The sequence below is a fragment of the Chitinivibrionales bacterium genome, assembly GCA_035516255.1.
Lineage (GTDB): Bacteria > Fibrobacterota > Chitinivibrionia > Chitinivibrionales > FEN-1185 > FEN-1185.
The window spans coordinates 1-23,570 of the sequence record DATJAL010000014.1 but is presented as its reverse complement, the minus strand read 5'-3'; the positions used below and the strand labels follow the sequence as shown (position 1 = coordinate 23,570).

General features: G+C 51.6%; 23 protein-coding genes. 20 read left to right on the top strand and 3 right to left on the bottom strand.

Translation table 11 applies throughout. The features are described 5' to 3' along the window. Positions 1-49 precede the first annotated feature (49 nt). The 7 genes from VLX68_04650 (at position 50) to VLX68_04620 (ending at position 7,468) form a co-directional block, all read left to right on the top strand. Positions 50-1,564: a hypothetical protein gene (locus VLX68_04650; GenBank protein HUI91521.1), complete on the top strand. Its 1,515-nt coding sequence runs from the start codon at positions 50-52 to the stop codon at positions 1,562-1,564. Next, positions 1,564-2,322: a YkgJ family cysteine cluster protein gene (locus tag VLX68_04645; GenBank protein HUI91520.1), complete on the top strand. Its 759-nt coding sequence runs from the start codon at positions 1,564-1,566 to the stop codon at positions 2,320-2,322. The genes VLX68_04650 and VLX68_04645 overlap by 1 nt, the downstream gene beginning before the upstream one ends. Before the next feature lie 137 nt (positions 2,323-2,459). Continuing rightward, entirely contained in the window at positions 2,460-2,801 is a 342-nt protein-coding gene (locus VLX68_04640) for a hypothetical protein (GenBank protein HUI91519.1), read from the top strand. A 319-nt stretch (positions 2,802-3,120) separates the two neighbouring features. Further along, a complete protein-coding gene (locus tag VLX68_04635) occupies positions 3,121-4,389 on the top strand; it encodes a hypothetical protein (protein HUI91518.1) in 1,269 nt (422 codons plus the stop codon). 172 nt (positions 4,390-4,561) lie between these two features. After that, positions 4,562-5,722, top strand: a complete 1,161-nt coding sequence (gene nifS, locus VLX68_04630; GenBank protein ID HUI91517.1) for a cysteine desulfurase NifS — start codon at positions 4,562-4,564, stop codon at positions 5,720-5,722. Between the two features lie 19 nt (positions 5,723-5,741). After that, positions 5,742-6,653 (top strand): quinolinate synthase NadA, encoded by a 912-nt coding sequence (gene nadA, locus VLX68_04625; GenBank protein ID HUI91516.1) that lies wholly within the window; start codon positions 5,742-5,744, stop codon positions 6,651-6,653. Between the two features lie 98 nt (positions 6,654-6,751). After that, on the top strand, positions 6,752-7,468 hold the full coding sequence (locus VLX68_04620) for a hypothetical protein (GenBank protein ID HUI91515.1): 717 nt from the start codon (positions 6,752-6,754) through the stop codon (positions 7,466-7,468). 51 nt (positions 7,469-7,519) lie between these two features. Here VLX68_04620 and thiE read toward each other — a convergent pair whose 3' ends face one another. Beyond that, positions 7,520-8,164: a thiamine phosphate synthase gene (gene thiE, locus VLX68_04615; protein ID HUI91514.1), complete on the bottom strand. Its 645-nt coding sequence runs from the start codon at positions 8,162-8,164 to the stop codon at positions 7,520-7,522. 69 nt (positions 8,165-8,233) lie between these two features. Further along, positions 8,234-9,469 carry a bifunctional glutamate N-acetyltransferase/amino-acid acetyltransferase ArgJ gene (argJ, locus tag VLX68_04610; protein HUI91513.1) on the bottom strand — a complete coding sequence of 412 codons (1,236 nt, stop codon included), beginning with the start codon at positions 9,467-9,469 and terminating at the stop codon, positions 8,234-8,236. Positions 9,470-9,533: 64 nt separating this feature from the next. On the opposite strand from argJ, the gene VLX68_04605 reads away from it, so the two are divergent. Next, positions 9,534-10,745 carry a LysM peptidoglycan-binding domain-containing protein gene (locus VLX68_04605; GenBank protein ID HUI91512.1) on the top strand — a complete coding sequence of 404 codons (1,212 nt, stop codon included), beginning with the start codon at positions 9,534-9,536 and terminating at the stop codon, positions 10,743-10,745. A gap of 23 nt (positions 10,746-10,768) precedes the next feature. Here the strand turns inward: VLX68_04605 and VLX68_04600 are convergent, their stop codons facing one another. After that, positions 10,769-10,993, bottom strand: a complete 225-nt coding sequence (locus VLX68_04600) for a hypothetical protein (protein HUI91511.1) — start codon at positions 10,991-10,993, stop codon at positions 10,769-10,771. Between the two features lie 101 nt (positions 10,994-11,094). Here VLX68_04600 and glgC point away from each other — a divergent pair, with 101 nt between their 5' ends. The 12 genes from glgC to VLX68_04540 form a co-directional block, all read left to right on the top strand. Further along, a complete protein-coding gene (glgC, locus tag VLX68_04595; protein ID HUI91510.1) occupies positions 11,095-12,360 on the top strand; it encodes a glucose-1-phosphate adenylyltransferase in 1,266 nt (421 codons plus the stop codon). Between the two features lie 188 nt (positions 12,361-12,548). Next, positions 12,549-13,385, top strand: coding sequence for an RNA polymerase sigma factor RpoD/SigA (locus VLX68_04590; GenBank protein HUI91509.1), 837 nt, complete (start codon positions 12,549-12,551; stop codon positions 13,383-13,385). 85 nt (positions 13,386-13,470) lie between these two features. Further along, positions 13,471-13,908, top strand: a complete 438-nt coding sequence (locus tag VLX68_04585; GenBank protein ID HUI91508.1) for a hypothetical protein — start codon at positions 13,471-13,473, stop codon at positions 13,906-13,908. Between the two features lie 92 nt (positions 13,909-14,000). Continuing rightward, entirely contained in the window at positions 14,001-15,596 is a 1,596-nt protein-coding gene (tssA, locus tag VLX68_04580) for a type VI secretion system protein TssA (protein HUI91507.1), read from the top strand. A gap of 61 nt (positions 15,597-15,657) precedes the next feature. Then, complete coding sequence (gene tssB / locus VLX68_04575; GenBank protein ID HUI91506.1) at positions 15,658-16,155, top strand: type VI secretion system contractile sheath small subunit; 498 nt, start codon at positions 15,658-15,660, stop codon at positions 16,153-16,155. Positions 16,156-16,209: 54 nt separating this feature from the next. Next, positions 16,210-17,730 carry a type VI secretion system contractile sheath large subunit gene (gene tssC, locus VLX68_04570; protein ID HUI91505.1) on the top strand — a complete coding sequence of 507 codons (1,521 nt, stop codon included), beginning with the start codon at positions 16,210-16,212 and terminating at the stop codon, positions 17,728-17,730. Positions 17,731-17,940: 210 nt separating this feature from the next. After that, positions 17,941-18,441, top strand: a complete 501-nt coding sequence (locus VLX68_04565; GenBank protein HUI91504.1) for an Hcp family type VI secretion system effector — start codon at positions 17,941-17,943, stop codon at positions 18,439-18,441. A 105-nt stretch (positions 18,442-18,546) separates the two neighbouring features. Beyond that, positions 18,547-19,614: a LamG-like jellyroll fold domain-containing protein gene (locus VLX68_04560; GenBank protein ID HUI91503.1), complete on the top strand. Its 1,068-nt coding sequence runs from the start codon at positions 18,547-18,549 to the stop codon at positions 19,612-19,614. A 24-nt stretch (positions 19,615-19,638) separates the two neighbouring features. Next, entirely contained in the window at positions 19,639-20,499 is an 861-nt protein-coding gene (locus VLX68_04555) for a hypothetical protein (GenBank protein ID HUI91502.1), read from the top strand. 302 nt (positions 20,500-20,801) lie between these two features. Then, complete coding sequence (locus VLX68_04550) at positions 20,802-22,073, top strand: hypothetical protein (protein HUI91501.1); 1,272 nt, start codon at positions 20,802-20,804, stop codon at positions 22,071-22,073. A gap of 162 nt (positions 22,074-22,235) precedes the next feature. Beyond that, positions 22,236-23,135 (top strand): hypothetical protein, encoded by a 900-nt coding sequence (locus tag VLX68_04545; GenBank protein ID HUI91500.1) that lies wholly within the window; start codon positions 22,236-22,238, stop codon positions 23,133-23,135. A 145-nt stretch (positions 23,136-23,280) separates the two neighbouring features. Further along, positions 23,281-23,570, top strand: a 290-nt coding sequence (locus VLX68_04540; GenBank protein ID HUI91499.1) for an SPFH domain-containing protein, incomplete at its 3' end; no start/stop codon positions are given.

Sequence of the window (23,570 nt, the reverse complement as noted above, 5' to 3'; positions counted from 1 at the left end):
TCCACCCATCCGCTGGGCGCACCCGCGGAGAACCGCTGATAGGGAAAAAATGAACGCCCAAAAAAAATCCTCATCCTTTATCTGCGCCATTTTCGGCGCTATCCTGATACCCGTATTTACTCCCGCCGAACCGCTTGATAACTGGCGCCTGCCCTACTATTTGCTCGGGAGCAGGCTCGGGTATGTTTCATCCTCGCCGAGCAGCATGTTCTGGGATGACCTGAAACAGCCGGCAGGCCAGTTTCTTGACAAAAGCATGTGGCCCGACAGCGACCGCGTTGCAGAAAACCACTGGATGCTGGAGCCTGCCGGGGCCACGGCACTGCTCAACACCAATGATTTTTACGGCAAAAATTACGCGCTGGCCGGTTCGCTTCTCAACGACATCCGGTTCCGCGGCTTTCTTGCCCGACAAGTGGTGGATGTAAATACAAAGTACGTTGACGATCCCGGTTATGTCTGGATTAAAAACCGGGGCGCCGGCGCCCGTCTTTCGGAGGCCTACCTGCAATATGATTTTGACTACGGGTTTCTCCGCATGGGACGGCTTAACAGAAACTGGGGGCCTTTTGCGGACCGCAGCCTTATTCTTTCGGCCAACCCCTACAGTTATGACGGCGTTGAGCTCGGGCTCCATTCTTCCGTGTTCGAATTCCGGCACCTGTTCGCGGCCTTCCCGCAGTACGCCATGAACTTTGACGGCGACACGACAGGCGCTGCCAGATACCTCACGGCACATTCGCTCAATTTTATGCTCGGCCGTTTCGGCACGGTCGGGATCACCGAGTCCGTGGTGTTCGGCAGGAGGAACGGCATTCCTGATTTACAATATGTCAATCCCATCTCCGTTTACTTCGTCACCAACACCATCGGCGAGGGCACAGGTAACCTCATGGAGGCCGTCCAGTGGGACCTGCATCCGTTCACCGACAAGGTTTCCCTCCTCGGCCAGTTCCTCATCGACGACATCCAGGTTGACAACAAGGACTCAGGCGACCTCAAGCCAAACATGTGGGCCACCGACCTCGGCGTGCTCTGGAACGATTTTCTGCCCCTCCGCCTGCCGCATGTGTTGTCGCTGGAATACCGTTTTGTTTCGCGGTGGACGTACACGGTTTCGGACGCGAACACGGCCAGCGGCGAGCGGTACACGTATCTCGGCAGCGGGCTCGGCTCTCCCTCCGATGACTGCGATTCATTGTCCCTGTCTTTTGCGATGGCGGGAAGAAATTTCTGGCTCGGATCCCTGGGGTTCAGTTACAGCCGCCGCGGCCAGAACCGCTTGTCAACAAAATGGAACGACTCCGTAAAATTCCCAAACTGGCCCGACATTCTCGGCTACCGGAACGAGCCGCAGTTCCCCTCGGGCACGGTCGAGAACACCTTTGATGCCTGCCTGCAGGTGGGAGGATACTACAAGAATTTCATTGACGCGCGGTTCGCCCTGCACAACCGGTGGATTCAAAACAGGGATAATGTTTCCTCTCCTCTCACGTATGATCCTACCATAGCCTTACTCCTTGGCCTCCATTACAGCAACTTCTTCATAGGGCTTCCCAAGTAATGCCAAAGAAATCCGTCCGAACTTCGGCAAAAACAGCCGTCCAGAGCCGGCCCAATCCGGTTGTCCCGACACCGGCGCTCATGATCGAGAAGCAAATCGTGCACTTGCTTTTATCATTAATAAAGCACCATTATTTTTCCTGCCTTGACAAACGGTTTATTCGCCGTTATCGGGAAATCCTCTCCCTGTTTGCGTGCTACCAGAAAAAAGTGCTCGCCGGCCATCCGCTCAAGGTCGGGTGCGGAAAAAACTGCGGCATCTGCTGCAACCACTGGCCCGAGGACACGTATTCGTTTGAGGTGCAGTATATAGCCGATTATCTGAAAAAGAAACGCTCCAGCGACATCGCGGGGATAATAAAAACGCTTCGCGGCGACGTCGAATGTCTTGATCATATCAAAAAGACCGTGGCGCTGCGGATATCAGACGTAAAAGAGCGTGCGGCCCTGGGCGACATCGACCCGTACGACGTCGCGCTGTCGAGCTTTTACCAGATGAACAGGCCGTGCCCGCTGCTTGACAAAAACGGATCATGCTCCATTTACGCACTGCGGCCGCTCACCTGCCGGGTGTATGTGTCCTTTTCTCAACCCGCGCTGTGCAGGCCCGGCCGCATCCTCGGCGACAAGGCCATGACATACCTGCTCGACCTGGAGAAAGATACCAGCGAGCTGTTCGACCGTCTGCATTTCCTGTATGACGTGTATGACGGGGACACGAGTTTGCGATCGATGCTGTATAAGGCATTGACAAGATAAAAGCCTTATATCAACTTTTTTCTTGCGCCTTGCCAACCGGGTATTTATCTTTTTCATTATTAAAGAACAGAACTAATAAGGCCATTGCTGTCTTTTAAATATAACCAAAAATAAAATTCTATTGAAAAGGAGTTTATATGTTGAAAAAAATTGCCGTGTGCTTGTGCATAGCATTTGCGCTTGCAGTTCCTTCTTTTGCGGATACTAACGGAAAGGTGACCCTTGTCATGAATTGTTCCGACACCAGGTTTGAATTCACAATAAATACCACTGGTGGAAGTAATCGATTTATCGTGCTCCAAGATGCACAACATTTTGGTGTTGACCAATTCAATAGGATATATGCTATGGTTCTTACAGCCTACGCAACGGGTGCAACAAACTGTTGGGTCGGTGCCCCAGCATTTGTTCCAAACACCGGAAATTGCGCGGCCCTTAATACGCCAGGCGCAGTCATATATGGTTTCGCTATTCAGTAGATTTAAATACAATTTAAGTTGAGAATGGCATGCTCAAATTGAAGAAAACATGCTACCTGTTCAAACTAACAAGCTCCACAGGTTGCGCGTTTTCACTAACTTCACAAAGTCAATTCCATAGGAAAACAATATGAAATGCCCAATTTTACCTATTGCAACGTGCCTGTTTCTTTGGTTTGCGTCGTACGTTTTTGGGGCAGCCAAACAAAGTCAGTTTATAATAGGAACATGGTGGGACCCCTATTTTACTGGTGTTCCAGCGACCGACCAACAGAGGCTGACGGATTGTAGGGCTGCACATTTCAACACCTTGGGAGGTATGGCTGGAAGTGACGGGAATTTTGAGGACTGCCCGGGAAATGGAATATATCCAAGCATTCACTATAAACTGGATCGTGTAGCAAGTGTACCGGGCCTTTCTTATATGATTTTAGATAACAGGTATTATAAAGATTTGGCAAGCAACATTTCCACAACGGTTCCTGCTGTGGTTGCAAATTATCTTGGGCAGACCGATCCATGTGGAGCCGTGCTCTCTGCCGCTGCGCGAAATGCGGTTATGGGATATTTTGTCTGGGACGAACCTGGGTCTACCACTGAACTCACTAGAGCTGTTAATTGGGTATCAGCATTCAGCAGCCAAGATCCAAATCACATTACGTGGGCAAACCTTTTACCTTTTTGTAATTATGGTTACTTCCCGCCACTTGGATGGTCCGACTATTGCAATTACGTGACCTATTATTTAGATAATAGCGGGAGTTCAGTCGCGAGTTTTGATTACTACCCGTTCCAAAGCGGAGGCGTGTGGACAAGTTATAATGAACCGGACGGGATGACTCGTTATTTTCAAAACCTCGATCTATTCAGTACTGAAACTGCCAAACGAGGAATGACCTTTTGGGCATTCCCTTACTCCACGGATATAACCGGAATGGCCCCTCTTACACAGCCAAACCTTCAGTTTGAGGCCTTTGCACCGATTGTGTACGGCGCAAAAGGATTGATATATTATACGTATACCCAAGACCAAACGGACGGATACACCGACGCATTGGTTGACCCCAATAACAATAAATTTCCAATATATTATTGGGCCCAAAATATAAACGCCCAAGTGGAAATAATGGGTCCGACCCTTATGTCGCTTACACGTGTCGGCACTTACCACGAAAGCTCAATAGATACAGGCTACGCCGGTTGCTCGAATGAGACCGGGCTAGCGACTGTACCAGCAACTGAACGGCTGATCACGTCTATTGCCTCGTCGCAGCAAAGCTTTATGGTAGGGTCATTTTTTGGCAGCGATAACAAAAGTTATCTTCTCGTGTTTAACAAAGACAGAAATCTAGCGCATAGCCTCACTATTACACTAACTTGCCCTCAACCTGTATATCAAATGGACACGCTTACAGGTGCATGGAACCAGATTTATACTTCCACCTCATCTATTTCAAGTACGCTAAAAACGGCGCACATGCAACTGCTTCAACTGGGCCCTCGCTCAACACTGCCATCAACGAGAGGCCATTTATTTGTCGTCGGTAAAAATACATCGAATAAATGCATTGTGGTTGACGGCCGGTAACGTAAGGCCAGCATTCCCTACAGTCCAACGACAGCCCCTCTCAACGCCGGCCAGAGCCGAAGCTTCGACCAGCATATTGACAACATTTATTTTACAATCTTCATCATTTAAAATTCTAACATCAACCCTACCATGGAGATGTATTTTTATCCGGTAAAATTTTCCGAGGTCAATTACGGATAAAGTCATCTATCTCGACAACAACGCCACCACGAGCGTCGCGCCCGAAGTCCTCGACGCGATGCTACCGTTCTTGAAGGACCGCTACGGCAACCCGTCGAGCATACACCGGTTCGGCGGCCTGGTGCGCCGCAACGTCGACGCGGCGCGGGCGCAGGTGGCCGCGCTCATCGGAGCGCACTCCGAGGAGATTTTCTTCACCAGCTGCGGCTCGGAGAGCGACAGCATGGCCGTGGTCGGCTTTACAAAGGCGCATAAGGGCCGTTCGCGCGTCATCACCTCCACGGTCGAGCATCCGGCAATCCGGACCCTGTGCCACGGCCTCAAGGCGGACGGCTTCGACGTTCTGGAAATCGCCGTTGACGGCAGCGGGCTGCTGCACACCCAACAGCTTGACGCATGCCCCCTTGACGGGGACACACTCCTCACCTTCATGTGGGCGAACAACGAGACCGGCGTTCTGTTCCCTGTTGAAAAGCTTGCCGAAATGGCGCATGCCAAGGGCGCGGTGTTCCACACCGACGCGGTGCAGGCGGTGGGGAAAATACCCATTAACATGAAGAAAAATTCAATTGACATGCTGTCGCTTTCCGGACACAAGCTCCATGCGCCGAAAGGTGTTGCCGCGCTGTACGTTCGCGCCGGAACAAAACTGTCGCCGTTCCTCGTAGGCGGGCACCAGGAACGCGGCATGCGCGCCGGCACCGAAAACGTCGCATCCATCGTGGGGCTCGGCAAGGCCTGCGAGCTCGCGCAGAAACATATGGAAGAGGAAAACACCCGCGTGAAAAAGCTGCGCGATAAACTCGAGGCCGGGCTCCTTTCCACGTGCAAGGCCGCGCACCTCAACGGCGACCAGGCCCTGCGGCTGCCCAATACCACCAACATCAGCTTCGAATTCATCGAAGGCGAGGGCATCCTGCTCTTGCTTGACGAGAAAGGAATCGCCGCGTCGTCCGGATCGGCCTGCACGAGCGGCTCGCTCGAGCCCTCGCACGTCATGATGGCCATGGGCATTCCCTACACCCTCGCCCACAGCTCGATCCGCTTCAGCCTGAGCCGCTATACCGCGGACGCGGACATCGACGCGGTCCTTGAAGTGATGCCCGGCATCGTTGACCGGCTGCGCTCTCTTTCACCGTATGTCAAGTGAGCGCCTACGCAGAACCGCCATGCCACCGCTCATCCAAAATATTCAAACCCTTAAACGAAAAAAAAACGCCGTCATCCTCGCCCACACCTACCAGCCGGCAGAGGTGCAGGATGTCGCGGATTATGTTGGCGACTCCTACGGCCTGAGCGTTGAGGCCACAAAAACGAAGGCCGACATTATTATCTTCTGCGGCGTGATGTTCATGGCCGAGACCGCGGCCATTCTTAATCCCAAAAAGCAAGTGATAATTCCTGAGCCGGGCGCGGGTTGCCCCATGGCGGACATGATCACGGCCGAGGAGCTTGTGGAGCTTAAAAAGAAACACCCAGGCCACTTGGTAATCTGCTATGTCAATTCCACAGCCGACATAAAGGCGCTCTCGGACATTTGCTGCACCAGCTCCAACGCCGTGAAAATCGTGTCGCAGTTGCCCAAGGAGCAGGGGATCATTTTCGTGCCCGACAAGCACCTTGGCGGATGGGTGCAGGAAAAGACCGGCCGCACCATGGTGCTTTGGGACGGGTTCTGCCCCACGCATGTGCGCGTCATGCCCGACATGATCAAACAGGCCAAAGCGCTCCATCCCGATGCAGCGGTGCTCATCCATCCCGAGGCGCCCAAGGCGTCGCGCTACCTGGCCGACCAGGTGCTTTCCACCGGCGGCATGTGCGATTTTGTCAAGAAAGACGGCGGCAGCGAATATCTTATCGCAACGGAGACCGGCATAATCCACACGCTCCAAAAGCAGAATCCGGCCAAGAAATTTTATCCCGTTACCGAGCACGCGCTGTGCCCCAACATGAAAAAAACGTCGCTGGAGCTCGTGGCTGAGGCGCTTGAGGGAGCGGCCGGTCAGGTGGTGTCGGTGCCGCCTGACATTGCGGAAAAGGCGAGGAGAAGTTTGACGAGGATGCTGGAGATGAGCAGGTAAAAGGAATTTTCCATGCCAACACATTCCTCATGCATTCTTGTCAATGAATGATTCCCCAATAATTTATTTTGTTAACATCTTATTCACCTGGAGGTCATATGAAACAAGTCGTCAGCATGCTCATTATGGTCATTTTGTTTGTAGTCGCGTGCCTTGCCCAGCAGTCGCAATCAACCATTGACATTGAACAGTATAAGAAATCCAAGAAGTATTCCTTCACCGAGCACGCCTACACCGCAGGAAAACACACCTACCGCATCGTCAATATAAAGCCGCTCGGCCCGTCGGACACCGCGTGCATATCCGCAATCATTCTTGACAAAAGGAAATTCGTGCTGTTCGACGTCAATGCCGCAGCGGGCCCGTACGGCATGATCGTCCCGGCGAACCAGCCGATCAGGGACGGCTTCATTGTCCTCAAGGCATCCTCGTATGACGGCAAGCTGTTCCTCATGCTCCCCAGCGGCAAGCTGGTGACCGTTCCCGGCGCGTCCGTGATCGCCGACACGGTCGGCAAATGCGTGTACTGCGTTTGGGACAACGACAAGACGTTCCGCCTCACTGTATTCGACTATAAAAACCTTCGCCTCGTGTTCAACACTGTTGCGATCGCCGAGCCGAAGCAGTGGTTCACCGACGGGTTCTCCTACGGATTTTCAGCCACCGACGGCGCCTATTACACCATTGATTTCATGCAGAAGACGGTTACCAAAGGGGAAAAACCGGCAAGCGGCCTTACGGCGATTTCCTACGTGGCCGATTTAGATAAAATTGACAGGACAAAATGCTGCTCGGGCGAGGTCATGAAGAAATAAGCAAGTTGAAAGTCTACGACTGATTGTTGAGCGCTGACCGCTGACCGGTGACTACTGACCGCTCGCTGGATCGTTAAAATTCTTATATATCTTCAGGATTTCCTTTAACACTCTCTCCGGATCCTGCGCCGTTGTTATCGGCCGCACCATGCAGAAATTTTTTGCACCTGCCTCAAGAACAAGGCTTAAATTATCCAGCGTGATCCCTCCAATCGCGACGGCGGGCACGGTCGCGCACGCGAGCATTTCCCTCGTGCCGTCAATGCCGATGACCGGATCAGGGATTTTTTTTGTCGGCGTGGCAAATACCGGCCCGACGCCGGCATAGTCCGGCTTCAGCATGCACGCGTCCCGGATCTGTTTCACCGAATGCGTTGACATGCCGATAATCGAATCTTTTCCAACGATTTTTCTGGCCTTGTCAAAGGGCATATCGTTTTGTCCGATGTGAACACCGTCGGCAGCCGCCTTTTTTGCAATGTACGGATTGTCGTTGATGATGAGGCGGGTTCTTGTGCCGGCGGTGATTTGTCGCATAAGGCGCGCAGTTTCGAGGACGAGATTCTCTGGTTTTTCCTTCATCCTAAGCTGGACAAAAGCAACTTCATGGTCGACGAACAACTTCGTACAGAATTCATATCCTCGGGCAGGATCGGTAAGTATTCCGTAAAAACCAAATGCGGGTAGGATATTCATGGCGAGCTATCTGCGGCAGCAGCCGGCGGTCAGCACCATCAACTGTCAATCGTCAACCGTCAACGATTTTTAGGTATGATATTCCGCGTTGATTTTGATATAATCATACGTAAGATCGCACGTATGCACCACTGCGCATTCCTTTCCATTGCCCAGATCAACGTCAATCACCACAACCTTTTCCTTCATTTTATCGCTGAGTTTTTTGGCGGGAAATGGCAGCGGCCTGCCTTTTGCAAACACGCGCCTTCCGCACAGCGACAAGGTGAGCCGGTCCGATGAAAAAGCCGCGCCGGAATACCCTACCGCGCACAGGATCCGTCCCCAGTTGGGGTCGTTGCCAAACAGCGCTGTCTTGACAAGACAGGAATTGGCGACCGCTTTCGCCGCCCGGTTCGCGTCGACGACCGTCCTTCCGCCGGACACCCGCACCTCAACACGCTTGGTTGCTCCCTCACCGTCCGCCGCGATCTTCCGGCACAATGCATCGCACACCGTGAACAGCGCCCCCCTGAACACGCCGGCCTCGGTTGCGCCAGCAATGGAAACACAGGAGAGCCCGTTTGCCAGCACGAGCACCATGTCGTTCGTGGACGTGTCGCCGTCCACCGTGAGGTTGTTGTAGGTCCTGTCGACAACGCTCTTGACGATCGCGTTAAGCAGCGCGGGATCAACGGATGCGTCGGTGGTGACGAACGAGAGCATGGTGGCCATGTTCGGAGAAATCATGCCGGAGCCTTTTGCGCACCCTCCGATGGTATAGCATCCCGCGGCCGTTTCCACCCGCACCGCGGCCTCCTTCTTTTTCGTGTCTGTCGTCATGATGGCGTCGACAAACGCCGACCCTCCCCTTGCCGATTCCTCGGCTGCCTTATGCAACGCAGGAAGATGTTTTCGGATTTTTTCCATGGGAAGAAAATGGCCGATCACACCGGTTGACGCCACGCAGACAGCCCCAGGACGCGCGCCGAACAATGAACCAACCATCGTCGCTATTTTTTTCGTGTCTCGTTTGCCCCTTGCGCCGGTACAGGCATTTGCGTTCCCGCTGTTGGCAAAAACCGCACGCACGTTTTTTGACGGCAGGATGCTTTCGCACCAGTCCACTGATGACGCGCGCACCGCATTGGTGGTAAACGCCCCTGCGGCACTGCACGGTGCACGGCTTGCCAGAATGCCGCAGTCCCGGCCTCCTGATACCTTGATGCCTGCGGCAAGGCCGGCCGCAAAAAACCCTCTAGCGGCAGTCACGCCACCGTCAATTTCGCGTATTTTCGGGCGTTTTACGCTTGGTGCGTGGTTCATGATTTTCTCCCTGCTTGGCACACATCATATTGACTGATTGAGAGCATAAAATATATTATGACTATTGAGGCCCAACCTGTGCCCAAAAGGAAATAATCTAAAAAAGGATTTTGCCCTGAAAAGAAAATTTCTCCTTGGCCTTCCGCCGCTTATTTTTATTCTGTCATTTTCGCTGGCACAGCCGCCCGAACAAACTTATATCATAAAAAAAGGCGATTGCCTCTGGGACATCGCGTTCAGGTTCCTCGGCGACCCGTTTAAATGGTCCCAGATCTGGCATCAGAACCCCTATATCACCAATCCCGACCTCATTTATCCTGGAAACAACCTGGTGATCGGCGGCAGCGGACAGCCGGCCGGGGCGGAAACAACGCCATATTCCGGAGGCGGCGCATCGGGCTTAGGCCAAGGTGCCGTTTCGGGAGGAAGCTCCGGTCAGGAAGAATTTTCCTCTGAAACCAGGCAGGCGCTGGAAGAGTCGGAGCAGAAGTCGGGATTTGGCGTTAGCGGTAAAAAATCCCTTCTTGAGGGTTCCATGCTGTCCGATACGCTGTTCAGGCTGATAATGGAGAATAGAAATTATTTCACCGAAGAATTTCTTGCGAAAACAGCCTTCCTTTGGTTCAAGAAAGACGAAAAAGGGCTTGTCTTTCCGGGCAATGCATCTTTACGCAAAGTTTCGGCGGAGGTTCTTGGAAAATATGAGACCGAGGTGTATCAGCAATTCGACGACGTCATTATCGAGCCTTTTGGCGCGGCGTCCTACCGCGTCGGCGATACGGTTGACATCTACCACTCAGACCGGATGGTGCTTTATCAGGGAAGGCAGGCGAATCTTGTTCGAAGAGTTGCCAAGGCTGCGATACGCTCGTCAAAGGGAAAGAATTTTTATGCCACTCTTTTCAAGTTATGGGATGTCATTGAAAGCGGCGACCGGGTGGATCGCGAAACGCAATTTCCCTCTCCTGCAATTGATTCGCTCGAGGATCCACCGGTCGCCATCAAAGGCAGCGTGTTCCTCCTGGTGGAAAACACCGTGCATTCCTATCCGTACCATTCATTTATTCTCGACAGGGGCTCAAAGGACGGTGTCGTATTTGGCGATCTGTTTGCCATTGCCCCCAAAAACAACACGATTCCAGACCGTCCCTGCGCGTTCGCCTGCGCCTTAAACGTGGGCGAAACATCAAGCACGCTGGTGATCGAGCGGCTCTTTACCACTGTTGAGGCGGGCGACATAGCGGTCATCGTGAAACGGATCAAATTCAAACAGTAATGCCGGACAAACCTATGGCTAAATTATTCTTGCGGCTCGGCCGCCGTCTTTTTGTCAGCAAAAGAAAAAAAAGCGTGCGTGGCAGCATCATTTTTCTTCTTACTAATTTCCTCCTGCTCACGGCAATCATTTTTACCGTTGAAATAATTCTCATATTCCTGGGTGTGGGCAATATTTTTGTTCCCCTCACCAGTCCGGTGTGGAGCCTGCTGACCAAGCTGGTTTTTTAACGCCTCCCCTTCCAACATTTCTCCTGCGACAGACCGGGTTCCATGTATTGCACTTTTTTCTGATACAAACTATTTTGAAAACATCAGCATAGTAACTCCTCATTCTTGAGAGGCCGCCCATGTCCAATTATCGCTCGTCCATCGGATATCCCAATGTTCTGGGCATGATCATGGCTGGCGGCGAAGGCTCAAGGCTCCATCCGCTCACCAAGGAACGGGCAAAACCCGCTGTCTATTTCGGCGGCAAATACCGCATCATAGACTTCGTGCTCAACAACTTCATCAATTCGGGCATATTCAAGATAAAGGTGCTCACCCAATTCAAGTCGGATTCGCTCATCAAGCACCTCACCGCGGGATGGAACCTCAACCGAATGTTGGGCCAGTACATCGACCCTGTTCCCGCGCAGATGCGCACGGGAAAGAACTGGTACATGGGCACGGCCGATGCGGTGTTCCAGAATTTCAATCTCATCGAAGATGAAAATCCTGATTATATCGCGGTGTTCGGCGCGGACCACATTTACAAAATGGACATTTCCCAGATGCTCGATTTTCACCGCCACGTAGGCGCCGTTGCCACCGTCGCCGCGATTCCAAAGCCCCTCGAGGAGGCTTCTGCGTTCGGCATTATCGAGATCGATCCTGACGGCAGGATGATCGGGTTCGAGGAAAAACCCAAGCAGCCCAAGCCGATCCCAGGGAACCCCCGCATGGCCCTGGTCTCCATGGGCAACTATATTTTCAACCGGAAGTTCCTGGTTCGCGAGCTGTTCAACGACGCGTCGCTCAGCGGCTCAACGCACGATTTCGGCAAGGATGTGATTCCGAAAATATTCCACAACTACCCGATTTATGTTTGGGATTTCTCGAACAACCGCATTCCGGGCGAAACTCCGCAGCAAAATATCTACTGGAAGGACGTCGGAAGCATTGACGCCTATTATGAGGCGAACATGACGCTCCGCGACGTGGTCCCGGAAATCAACCTTTACAACGAGGCATGGCCCATCCGAACGGCACCCGGCCAATCCCCGCCGGCGAAATTCGTGTTTTCAGGTGAAAAAGAGGAAAAAAGAAAAGGCGAGGCGCTCGACTCGATATTGAGCGGCGGCTGCATCGTCAGTGGTGGACGCATAGTGCGCTCGGTGTTGTCGCGTGGCGTGCGCGTGCATAGCTTTGCCGTCGTTGAGGATTGCATCATTTTTCCAGACGTTCAGATAAGCGAAAAAGCCCATATAAGGCGTACCATCATAGACCGCGGCGTAAAGATAATGCCCGGCGAGCGGATCGGCTACGATCCGGATGAGGACAGGAAACGTTTTACGGTGAGCGATTCCGGAATCGTGGTAATTAGCCAGCCGTCAAAAAATATCTTGCCCTAGGCTTGTAATTAAGTAATTTTATCCGGGATTAATCTTACTCCCTGTTATCAATAATAGGGTATGGTAATACGAATGGTAATCAATTGTTGTTTAGGGTTTATATTAATCGTTTAAATAGTGAATCTGTCCAATTTTAATGATATAATTTAAGAGGAAAAAACGACTATTCTTTTGGGCGGTTTATTTTTATGCCGACAAGAACAGAAGCACTCTATTTCAGGGATATCAACCGGTACCGCGTTCTTTCTGAAGAGGAAGAACGCGCCATCATCTGCTCTGTTCAGAAAAACGACAACGGGGCCATTACCAAACTCATTACCAGCAATCTTCGTTTTGTCGTGAGTGTGGCGCGGCGGTACCGCGGCAGAGGCCTCAGTTTCCTCGAACTCATCAACGAGGGCAACATCGGGCTGCTCAAGGCGGCAAAACGTTTCAACCTCGACAACAAGGTGAAATTTATTTCCTACGCAGTGTGGTGGATACGCCAGTCCATCCAAAAGGCGCTCTTTGAGCAGACCGGCACCGTGCGCATTCCGCCGAATAAAATCGCGCTCCTTGCTCGATTTAAAAAAGCGCTCGATAAAAATGCCGGAGATTACATGGGAACCATGGCCATGAGCGATTTCAGGGAGCATGAGCAGGATATCATCGACGTCATGGACAAGCTGCGCGGCATATCGCTCGATGCGCCGGTGAGCAACAACCAAGGAACCGAAGGCGATCCTACCAAGACCCTCAATGACCTGCTCGGCGATGAGCCCAATCAGGACCTCGAAAGCGAGCGCCGGGAATTGGCAAAGGTGATCGACAGCGTGCTCCAGAACATCACGAGCCGTGAAGAGCAGATCCTCCGCATGTATTTCGGGCTCAACTTCTCCAAGCAGTTCACGCTCGAGGAAATCGGCAAGGAGCTCAAGCTCACCCGCGAGCGCGTGCGCCTTATCCGCGATCGCTCGCTGCGCAAGCTGTTCCGCAACCCCGTTTCGAGGGCCAAGCTGTCGATGTTCATTCAGAACCTCAAGTGATCGCCCGCCCACTTTCTCCATTTAATTCAAATTTCTCTTGAATGTCATTCTCCATGAAATCATTTTATTCTAATAAGGCAATCGCATGGCTTCCCTATTTAAAAACAAAATTTTTCTCATCATCGTCGCCTGCGCGGTTGCATATTTTTTTTTCAACCCAGGCGGGAAGTTCGGGTTCGCCCAGAAAAACCTGGTGATTTACAACCGTGTCCCGCTCATGTTTTACGATCTGTATGTCGGCCCGAACGGTTCTCCAAAGCCGGTTGAAGAAATCTCCGGTAAGGAAACGCTCCAAGATATTTGGAACGATCTTTTCAGTATTCCCCCGGAGGAAAACATCCTGATTATCATCGGCTCCGGCTTCTCGCGGCCGACATTCGTGCTGAACGACGAAACGGTGATTGCGATAGAAGCCAAAGGCGCCACCATTAAACAGCTCCCCTCGCCGCAGGCAATTAAACTCTTTAACGCTTCAGTGGATCAGCACAAAAAGGTCGCCATCCTTCTCCGGCTGCGGGATTAACCTTGTTGTGATTGCTATCACATCTTTTAAGACCACGCCAAAGTAGTTTACAGTGAGGGCATTTATTTTCAATGCATTATCAATGAAATAAATTGCTTGCCTTTAGGCAGTTACTATATTTTAACTTTCTCCTTTCATTCCATTATTATCACTTTGCAAGGGGAACGGCTATTTCAGAGCTTCTTGATCTTATTATCAAACCTGTCCCGGGCGGCGGCCCGATGGGCGTTAACATCAATTATGAAGCCGACTTCGACACGTGTAAAACCGAAATCGGCAAAATCAGCGGCGTTGATTTCACGCTTATCGAGACGTTGTGCAGAAAACTCCTTGCCGAGAAATCCAAGGACATGCGGCTGCTTTGTTTTTTAAGCTTCGTCTATTTACACGACGCAAAATGGGATCAGTTCGCAGACGTTTTTGAAGGATTCGCTAAGCTCTGCCAGCAGGATTACAACGCCATGTTCCCGGATCGCGAGCGCGCAAAACAAAACGCACTCAAATGGCTCTCGGAACCCCGTTTTAACGAAGCCGTTGCGAGCCAGAAACCTGAAGAAGCAGACTACAGCCACATAGCCCGCCTGCTTGCCGGCCTTACCACGCTCAAGGGCATTTTGCAGGAAAAATTTCCAGAAGGATCCCCGTTTCCGTCCGGCCTTTTTTCAGCGGCGCAGAACTGGGAAAAGACCTGCAAGCCAAAACCCAAGACCGAGGCTGCGGCGGGCGCCGCCAGCGCAGGCCAGACCGTGGGCGACCCCATGGACACGCCCAAGCAGGCGCAGGGCATTGCGCGCAAGGCGGCTTACTTTCTCATCGAAAAGGAGCCGCAAAAGGCGATGGGGTTCAGGCTCATGAGATCCATCCGGTGGGACATTTTCGAAAAAGCGCCCCCAAGCGAAAACGGCAAGACCCAACTCGCGCCACCGCCGGCCGACCTCGTCACCTCACTCACGGCCATGATCGCTAACAAGGAATTCAAGCCTGCCATTGACAAAGCAGAAGTCGCCTTCACCTCCGGCGCCAACCATCTGTGGCTCGGACTCCAGCGCATTACCGCCGCCGCCTGCCAAGGGCTTGGTGAGCCGTACAAGCCGGTGGAACAGGCCATTCTGCTCGAAACCGGCCTTTTGGTAAGGCGCATCCCCGACCTTCTCAAGCTCTCGTTTTCCGACGGCTCTCCTTTTTGTGACGAGGCCACAAAAGAATGGATCGCAAAGCACGTGCTCCCCATGTTTTCGCAGGATGGCGCCGTAACGGCGAAAAAGGATGCGGACGCGCCCGGTGGCGACAAGGTCGAGTCGGAAAAAAAGGAGGCGACGTCACTTATTGCATCTGGTAAAATGGAAGCGGCGCTCGATCTTCTTCAGAATTCGATACGCAACTCTTCGAACGAGCGCGACAACTTCAGGCGTTCCATCATCATGTGCAACATGCTTCTCACGGGAAAGCAACCGGACATCGCCCTTTCGATCCTCGATTCGCTGGACGCCAAGATCCAACTGTACCATCTTGACAAATGGGATCCCGACCTCGCCGTTGAGGCGTGGAGCATCATGGTCAAGGTGCTTAAAGTAGCGCGGGCGAACAAGCCGCCGCCGGTTCAGGCAGGCATGACCGAAAAACAAAACAGCATTTTGAGCAAAATCAGCCAGATCGACCCGAAAAAGGCGTTTTCACTCAACACATAAACCGGAAGTTCCTGAAAAAGTCCTTAAAAAACCATTTTCACTTAAAGAAAGGTAGGTTCCTATGGCTGGCAGTTTTCAAAATGAAATACCCCCTGCCCGGATCAACCTCAAACTTGATGTGGGTAAAGGCAATGCGAAGAAAAAGATCGAATTGCCCCTCAAGTCGCTTGTGGTGGGCGACTTCTCATTCAAAAAACACAGCGACCGCCTGTCGGACCGGGAGAAGATCAGCATCAACAAGGAAAACTTCACCCAGGTAATGGAAAGCATGGACCTCAACCTCAAGTACAACGTGGAGAACAAGCTCACTGGCAGCGGCGACCTTGCGGTCGACATGAAGGTGAAGAACATGGACTCCTTCAAGCCGGAAAACGTGGCAAAAAGCATCCCGACGCTTTCCAAACTGATGGCTGCCAGGAACCTGCTCAAGGACCTCAAGTCGAACCTTCTTGATAACAGGGAATTCCGCAAACGCCTCGAGGAAATCATCAAGAATCCCAACGAAATGAAGGCGTTGCAGGAAGAACTCAAGAAGGTCGTGGCTGAGGAGAAGAAATAACCCGAACCGTATCGCCCTCCCGGGCGTTCACCATAAAAACCAGGAGAAACCATTATGCCAGAGCAAGAAAAAAAAGCCGGCGGGAAAGAGGCGCAGGAAGCCCACGGCCTGGAATACATTTACCAGACCATGAACCTTTCCGTTCCCGCAAAGCAAATAGACATATCGGAGTTCAAGAGCACCGAGGTGCTCGCCGACAGCAAGGCCAACGAGCGCATCAGCGCGGCGCTCGCCGTGTTCGTCGACAGCGTGGTCGCCTCGACCCAGAGCGTGGACAAGATAGACAAGGCCATGCTCGACCACCATATCAGCGAGATCGACCGCAAGCTGTCGCTCCAGCTCGACGAAATCCTCCACCACCAGAACTTCCAGAAGATGGAGGCGGCCTGGAGGAGCCTCAAGTTCCTCGTGGAGCGGACGAATTTCAAGAAAAACGTAAAGCTCGACATCCTCGACGTGTCGAAAGAGGAGCTCGCGGAGGATTTCGAAGACGCTCCCGAAACCATTCAATCGGGCCTGTACAAGCACGTGTATGTCAGCGAATACGACACGCCCGGCGGCGAGCCCTACGGCACTATAGTCTCGAATTACGAATTCGACAGCGGCCCGTCGGACATCACACTGCTGCAGAACGTGTCAAAGGTTTCTGCCGCGTGCCACTGCCCCTTTCTCGGATCGGTGAGCCCGAAATTCTTCGGCAAGGAAACCATCCAGGACCTCACCAAAATCGAGGACCTGCATAACTACATGGAACGTTCCGAGTTCCTCAAGTGGAACGGCTTCCGCCAGACCGAGGACGCCCGCTACGTGGGCCTGATGCTGCCGCGCGCCATGCTGCGCCTCCCCTACGGGCCCGATACGCTGCCCGTCAAGGAATTCAATTACACTGAAAACGTCAAGGGAACCGACCACGACAAGTACTTGTGGGGCAACGCGTCGTTTGCGTTCGCGGCGAACATGGTCCGTTCCTTTGTGGACAACGGCTGGTGCGTGCAGATCCGCGGCCCCGAGGCCGGCGGCAAGGTGGAAGACCTGCCCGTGCACATCTACGATGTCGGCAAGGGCAACCAGATGAAAATCCCCACCGAAATTTTGATCCCCGAAACCCGCGAGTTCGAATTCGCGCAGGAAGGGTTCATTCCCCTGTCGTTCTACAAGAACCGCAACTACGCATGCTTCTTCTCGGCAAACTCCGCGCAAAAGCCCGCGGAATACGACGACAAGGCGGTCACCGCGAACATGCGCATCAATTCGCGGCTTCCCTACATTTTCCTTGTTTCGCGGATCGCGCATTATCTTAAAGTGATCCAGCGGGAAAATATCGGCTCCACCAAGAACAAAGTCGTGCTGCAGAACGAGCTTAATACCTGGATCAAGGGTCTTGTAACGGAGATGAACGATCCGGGCCCGGAGTTAATTTCGACACACCCGCTTAAGGCAGCCGAAGTCACGGTGAACGAAATAGAGGACAATCCGGGATTTTTCAGGGTGACCCTCTCGGTGCAACCGCATTTCCAGATCGAAGGCATCGACATCAACCTGTCGCTGGTGTCGCAGATGCCGAAGGGGAAATAAGGCGGGGTACCTCTTGTTGATGGGTTAATGGGTTGATGAGTCTTAAGTTAGTACTCATTAACCCATACACCCATAAACATAAAAACAAAATAATGAAATAATTTTCAATTTGTGACGGACGTCACAGAGCGGTATCACTGATCATTATATTTTTTTATTGAATCGAGATAATCTTACCCTTCAAACTATATAATCTGAAAGGAGTATCACATGCCGATTCCTGCATATCTTTGGATCAAAGACGAAACCGGGGCCGACATCAAGGGTTCGGTGGACGTAGCCGGCCGCGAGGGAAGCATCGAGGTGCTCGAATTCCACCACGAGGTGCGCATCCCCACGGACCCCGACACCGGGCGCCTTACCGGCACCCGCAAACACGAGTCACTCACGTTTGTCAAGGCCTTCGACGCCTCGTCGCCCTACCTGTATAAGGCGGTGTGCGAAGGCGAGACCTTCAAAAACGTCGAGATCAAGTGGTACAACATCGACGACACGGGAAGCGAGAAGGAATATTTCAACCACAAGCTCGAGGGCGTCAAGGTCTGTTCGGTTAAACCGATTATGCCCAATGTAAAGGATGCCACAAAGGAGCGCTTCACCCACATGGAGGAGATCTCCATGCGCTACCGGAAAATTACCTGGACGTTCCTCGACGGAAACCTACAGGCTTCCGATTCCTGGGCGGAAGGAAGGGAAGGCGGCAAGTCTTAACAGGGTGACCCTTGACCGAGACGAAATCAGCAGGAGGGGCGCTTTCCGGCGCCCCTGTTTTTTTGGCATTTCGAAAATATTCGTTATATATTTATTTCTATAAAAATGAGCCTTCGATCCTTTTTCTGCCTTTTTTTTCTTTCGGCAGCATCGGCCTCCGCCCAGGTGCCTGCGGCCGGTCTTCAGGCGTATTATCCCTTCAATGGCAATGCGAACGATTCAACCGGCCATGCGCTCAACGACGGAAAACTTTTTCTGACCAACCCGACCCCTTTCGTTACAGACAGAAGCGGCAGCGGCCTGGCTGCCAACTTCGACGGCGTCGACGATTACATTCTCATTCCCAACAAATCGTCGTTCAATATGCCCCGAGACAGCGCCGTGATTTTCTCGTGGTTCAATGCAAGTGTCTGCGGAAAGACCATCACCGGTGCCCGCGACATCTGGGACACGTACGAATTATCGAACACGGGCAAACGGCGCGAAATGTGGCTTTCGGCAACCGCAATGAAAGACTCCCTCGGCAACTCGTTCCAGCAGCTGGAGGCCGTGGCGATCGTGAGCAACAACACCGACACAGAACTCATGGTACTGCCCTTCCAGGTGCACAATGACGGCTGGCATTCAACCGGCGTTGTGTGGGAAAAACCCATCTTGAAATTGTATGTTGACGGCACATGGGCAGGAACAAAAACCGCTTCCATTCCTGACGCGAAAATGTCCACGAATAATAAAACCACGTTGTTCGGTTCAGACGTTTTTACCGCAAAACAATGCTTTTGCGGGCTTATTGACGACCTGCGGCTCTACAACAGGGTATTAAGCGATTCTGAAATGACGCTCCTTGCAAAGGAGGGCATTGAACGGGTGCTATTACCTACAAAAGGAACTCAACCCTCTTTTTACACTGTTATTGTAAAAAATTCCCTTCGGGGAAATTATACCCCGGTTGTCATGTCAATTCCATCCTTTTCATGGCCGCCGGTTTCCATCGCTCTGTTCACGGTGGACGGGCGCCGTGTTGCAAATTTATTTTGGAGAATGAAGAACGCCGGGACGGCGGAATGTTTCCTTGACAAGAGCGGCAGTATTTTACATAAAGGAGTTTATATTCTAAAAGCATTTTCGGCAAATGGTTCAGGCGTCGCCGTTCCGGTCACCCTCTTGAAATAGAAAATTTTACATAAGGAGGCAGCCGTGAAAAAACGTTCTCTTTTTAATATTGGATTGGGCCTTTTCTTTGCGTCCGCTTTTCTGTTCTGCGGTGATACCGGCCCGGCCGGGCCAGGCACCGGACCCCTGCCTGGCAAATATCAGGTCTCCACGTCGTCCTTCACCGTTGCTCATGGTGATTCGATTGATACAATGACGACAATAACCCAGCCTGCCGGCTCCTGCCAGGGAATTGATTCCGGTGCGCCAGCCCCAGGCACGCCTGACACGGTCAAATACGTCTATAATTTGAATAATGACAGTCTGCTTGCCATTATTGATTTCATCACGCTCGAAGTGTTCCCCGATCAGGTCGTCGGCTGGGCGCTTGCCGGCATAAAGATCTGGTACGTATTTACTGGTGCGCATGCTCCAAATGACATTTCGGGCACATGGAACATCGTCGGCGCCAAGGCAGAATATACCAGCCCGCTCACACCAATCGGGACCGTTCATTCCGTTGACTCGATCGTTGCAGCCAGGAACCAGGCCATTCTCGACGTGGGAATGTCCGTCATCATTTCCGGAGGACAGTTGCAGGTTTTTATAAAAAGTTATGCCGATCAATATATCAAAGACTGGAATACCTGCGGAAAACTTCTTAACAACCAGGACACCTGTCATTACAACGTTATTATAACCAAGATAAACGACAACACGGTGTCCATCAAAGGAAATGTATCAAAAACCACCGTAACGATTGTTCAGGATGGGTATGGAAACCTGTTTTTCTCAACCGATAAGGCGGAATACGGACCTCATACCTATTATGCAAATCCTGTGACATGCCCCAACAATCTGGCACCGGTCTGGTGGAATCAATTTTTAACGGCGAACCAAAAATAAATCTTGTTTTAGCGCATCCTGCAAGAGGGTTTTCTCCGTCATTGACCGGGAAACCGCACCCGGAATAATTCAGGATCTGTTATTGCTGGTTGGAGTTAATAAACCCTTTGATTCTTTAGTGTTAACATCCAGTCATTTTAAAGAAAACATATTTGCAATAGTATTTTTGTGAAGTTGCGCAACTGCAACCTACTCCTTTTTATCATCCTCGTTTTTTTAAAATATCCCTAAAAAATACTTTGGCATGGTTAATGCAATTGTTCCCTTCTCCTTCACCACCTAAACCAAAAAGGAGAGGAAACATGAAAAAGCGATGGATGACAGCGGCAGTTGCGGGCGCGGCGCTGATAGCGGCGTCGTGTGCAAACAATCCCACGGGCATGAGCCCGGTAAAGACTGGAAGCGTGGAGGTATGGGCATCACTTCAGAAGCCCGCCGAGCAAAACGTTCTGGCAAAAACGCAGGCAACCCTAGCAACCACCTGGGACAGTTTGGTAGTGCGAGTGAGCGCAGCCGATATGGATACAATTACGATGGCATTTAAATTCAGTTCACTCGATCCTTATATTACCGCCTCCGTGGAAAACCTGCCCGCAGGAAAAAACAGGTGCGTTGAGGTTTTTACTAAAACAAAGAGCAACGAAATCATTCATGTGGCTGCAAGCCAGACCATCAGTATTTCTTCATCTGAAAAAAAGGTTCTCGATTTCAGGCTGGTTCCGATAAAGGGATCCATTTATATCGACCTTTCGAATATACCGACAAGCGTCAAAAGCATTTGCGCCTCGTTTGGCGGCCTTTCATCCTGCGCGGACAGGTCAACAAAGTTATTCATCAGCATCGATAATATACCTGACAAAACCAGCGATTCGCTCATTATGGAAGGCACCGACACTGCGGGAACCATGGTATACCGGTCGTCGCTCTGGCTTGTTTTTTCCGTTACCCGCGACACGAGCATATCGAGCAGTTTCTACCGTGTGACAACCGGCGCCTCGATCAACGTCACGGCACAGATCCCTGCAGTCACCGTAGTGTCGGGCAACGTGGGAAGCGGCAGTACAATCGCGTTTGAAACCGGCAGGCTCATCATTTCCGAAATCATGTATGCCGCAAACGATTCTGAATATATTGAAATCTACAATCCTCTAGACCTGTCGTTCAACGACTCATTGATCGTTGAAATCGATGGTACCTGCCGCAGCTTTGGCATTGTGGCAATACCGCCGAAAGGATTATATGTCATCGGAAGGCAAAATATGCCATGGGTAGATGCCTATTCTTCGGTGGCATCCGCGCTTGACCTTTCATCAACGGGCAATTGGATCAGCCTTCGCACCAAAGCAGCCGGCGACACGGTTTTAGACTGGGTGGCTTTCGCGGGCGGGAGCAACGATCAAGAATGGCCGAACCTTGGGTCGGCAAAAAAGTCCATTGTGCTTGATTCGCTGGTTTCTGATCCTACTTACAACAACTTTGGGCACAACTGGGCCGCGGCACAAACACAAATTAAGCAGATCTTCACCGCCGTATCAACGGAACAATATGGCACCCCGAAAAGAACAGGCCTCTAAACATCTCTGGAGCTCCGGCGTGGATTTCGCCGCTTCGCCTCTTCTGTCTCAAGCCCCCGGAATCTTCCGTCCAGGGGCTTTTTCATGAAATTGTTGTGTTCTTCATTTCATCCCATTTACTATTTATCTACTATGATATCCTTTCTCTAGAAGGAGGACATCATGTCAATTATGAAACCCGCAAAAAAAGCACGTGCACTTGGATGGTTGGCTTTTTCTTTGGCTTTACTTGCCAGTATTCCAGCGTATTCCGCCTCGATAAAAGACACGGTGAGCGCTTCTTTTATCGCATTAAAAAAAGACTTCGACAAGCTCGCGGCAAGTAAGTCTATTGCGAAGTCACGTCCCGGCCCGGTAAACGCGCTCTTCGCTGCAGCGCTCAAGAAAAATCCACCCGTCTCCTCTCTTGTCAAAGTCAATGCAAAGGGGGCGGTCATCAGCGAGGCGGTAAGGGGGGAAAGGCCTAAAAAGAAATCGCACCGGAAAATCGGCAGAGAAGATTGGTATGTTTTTACGGTAAAAAATAAAAAGGCGTTCAGCGGTACCTCGGAAGAAAATGGAAAAAATTACCTGGTCTGGGCCAGACCCCTCTTCGGCGGGAAAAAACGCGTTGCCGGTGTCGTGGCGGAAAAAATCGACTTGGCAGGCTGCCTTGATTTAATCTCGGGGGAAACAACCGCGCCTTTTCTTATCCGACAAGAAGAAAAAATCCTGTACTCCCACAATTGGAGAAACGATTCAAGCTTCCTTGAAGAGCCGATAACAATCCCGGGGATAGAAAAAGTCACCTTTCTCACGGAAAAGCCGGTTACGGTTGCGCGCGCTGCAGAACCTCTGGATATTTCCGTGCAAAAGGTCAATGCAGTTCCTGCAACACCGGCGCAGGTAACGCCGGAAAAGCCGGTACTGGTTAAAAAGGCCCCTGCTAAGATTTCAAAGAAACGCGTGCTTGAAATAATAATACTGGCTATCGTAATTCTGCTTCTAATAATTCTCTTATTCCGGTTTTATATCTGGCTCAACCATAAATTTCTGATGCATTCAATAAACAAGCCCTATTAGCCTCCGGCGGCTGCCTCCATACAGCCGCCGGTCCTTCTCAAAAGTATTGCACTTCTGCGCCCCATAAACGTATCATTACTTATGCGAGCCGGTAAAAACTACTTCTCCGGCCTTGGCAAACCGCTTATCGTTCAAAGGAGCGCGCATGGGTACAAACAATGTGATCTTCCTTGAAGTCATAGAATGGCTTGACCCGACCGGCGATAAAATGATGCAGCGTATTCCTGAACAAGGGTCGGGAGAAATAAAATTCGGCGCGCAATTGGTGTTGCGCGAAAGCCAGGCCGGCGCTTTTTTCTACAATGGCAAGGCCATCCATGTGTTTGGACCGGGCAGGCACACGCTTCAGACCGCCAACATTCCCATTTTGAACAAGATCATGAGCATACCATGGGGGCTCACGAGCCCTTTGCGCGCGGAAGTGTACATCCTGAA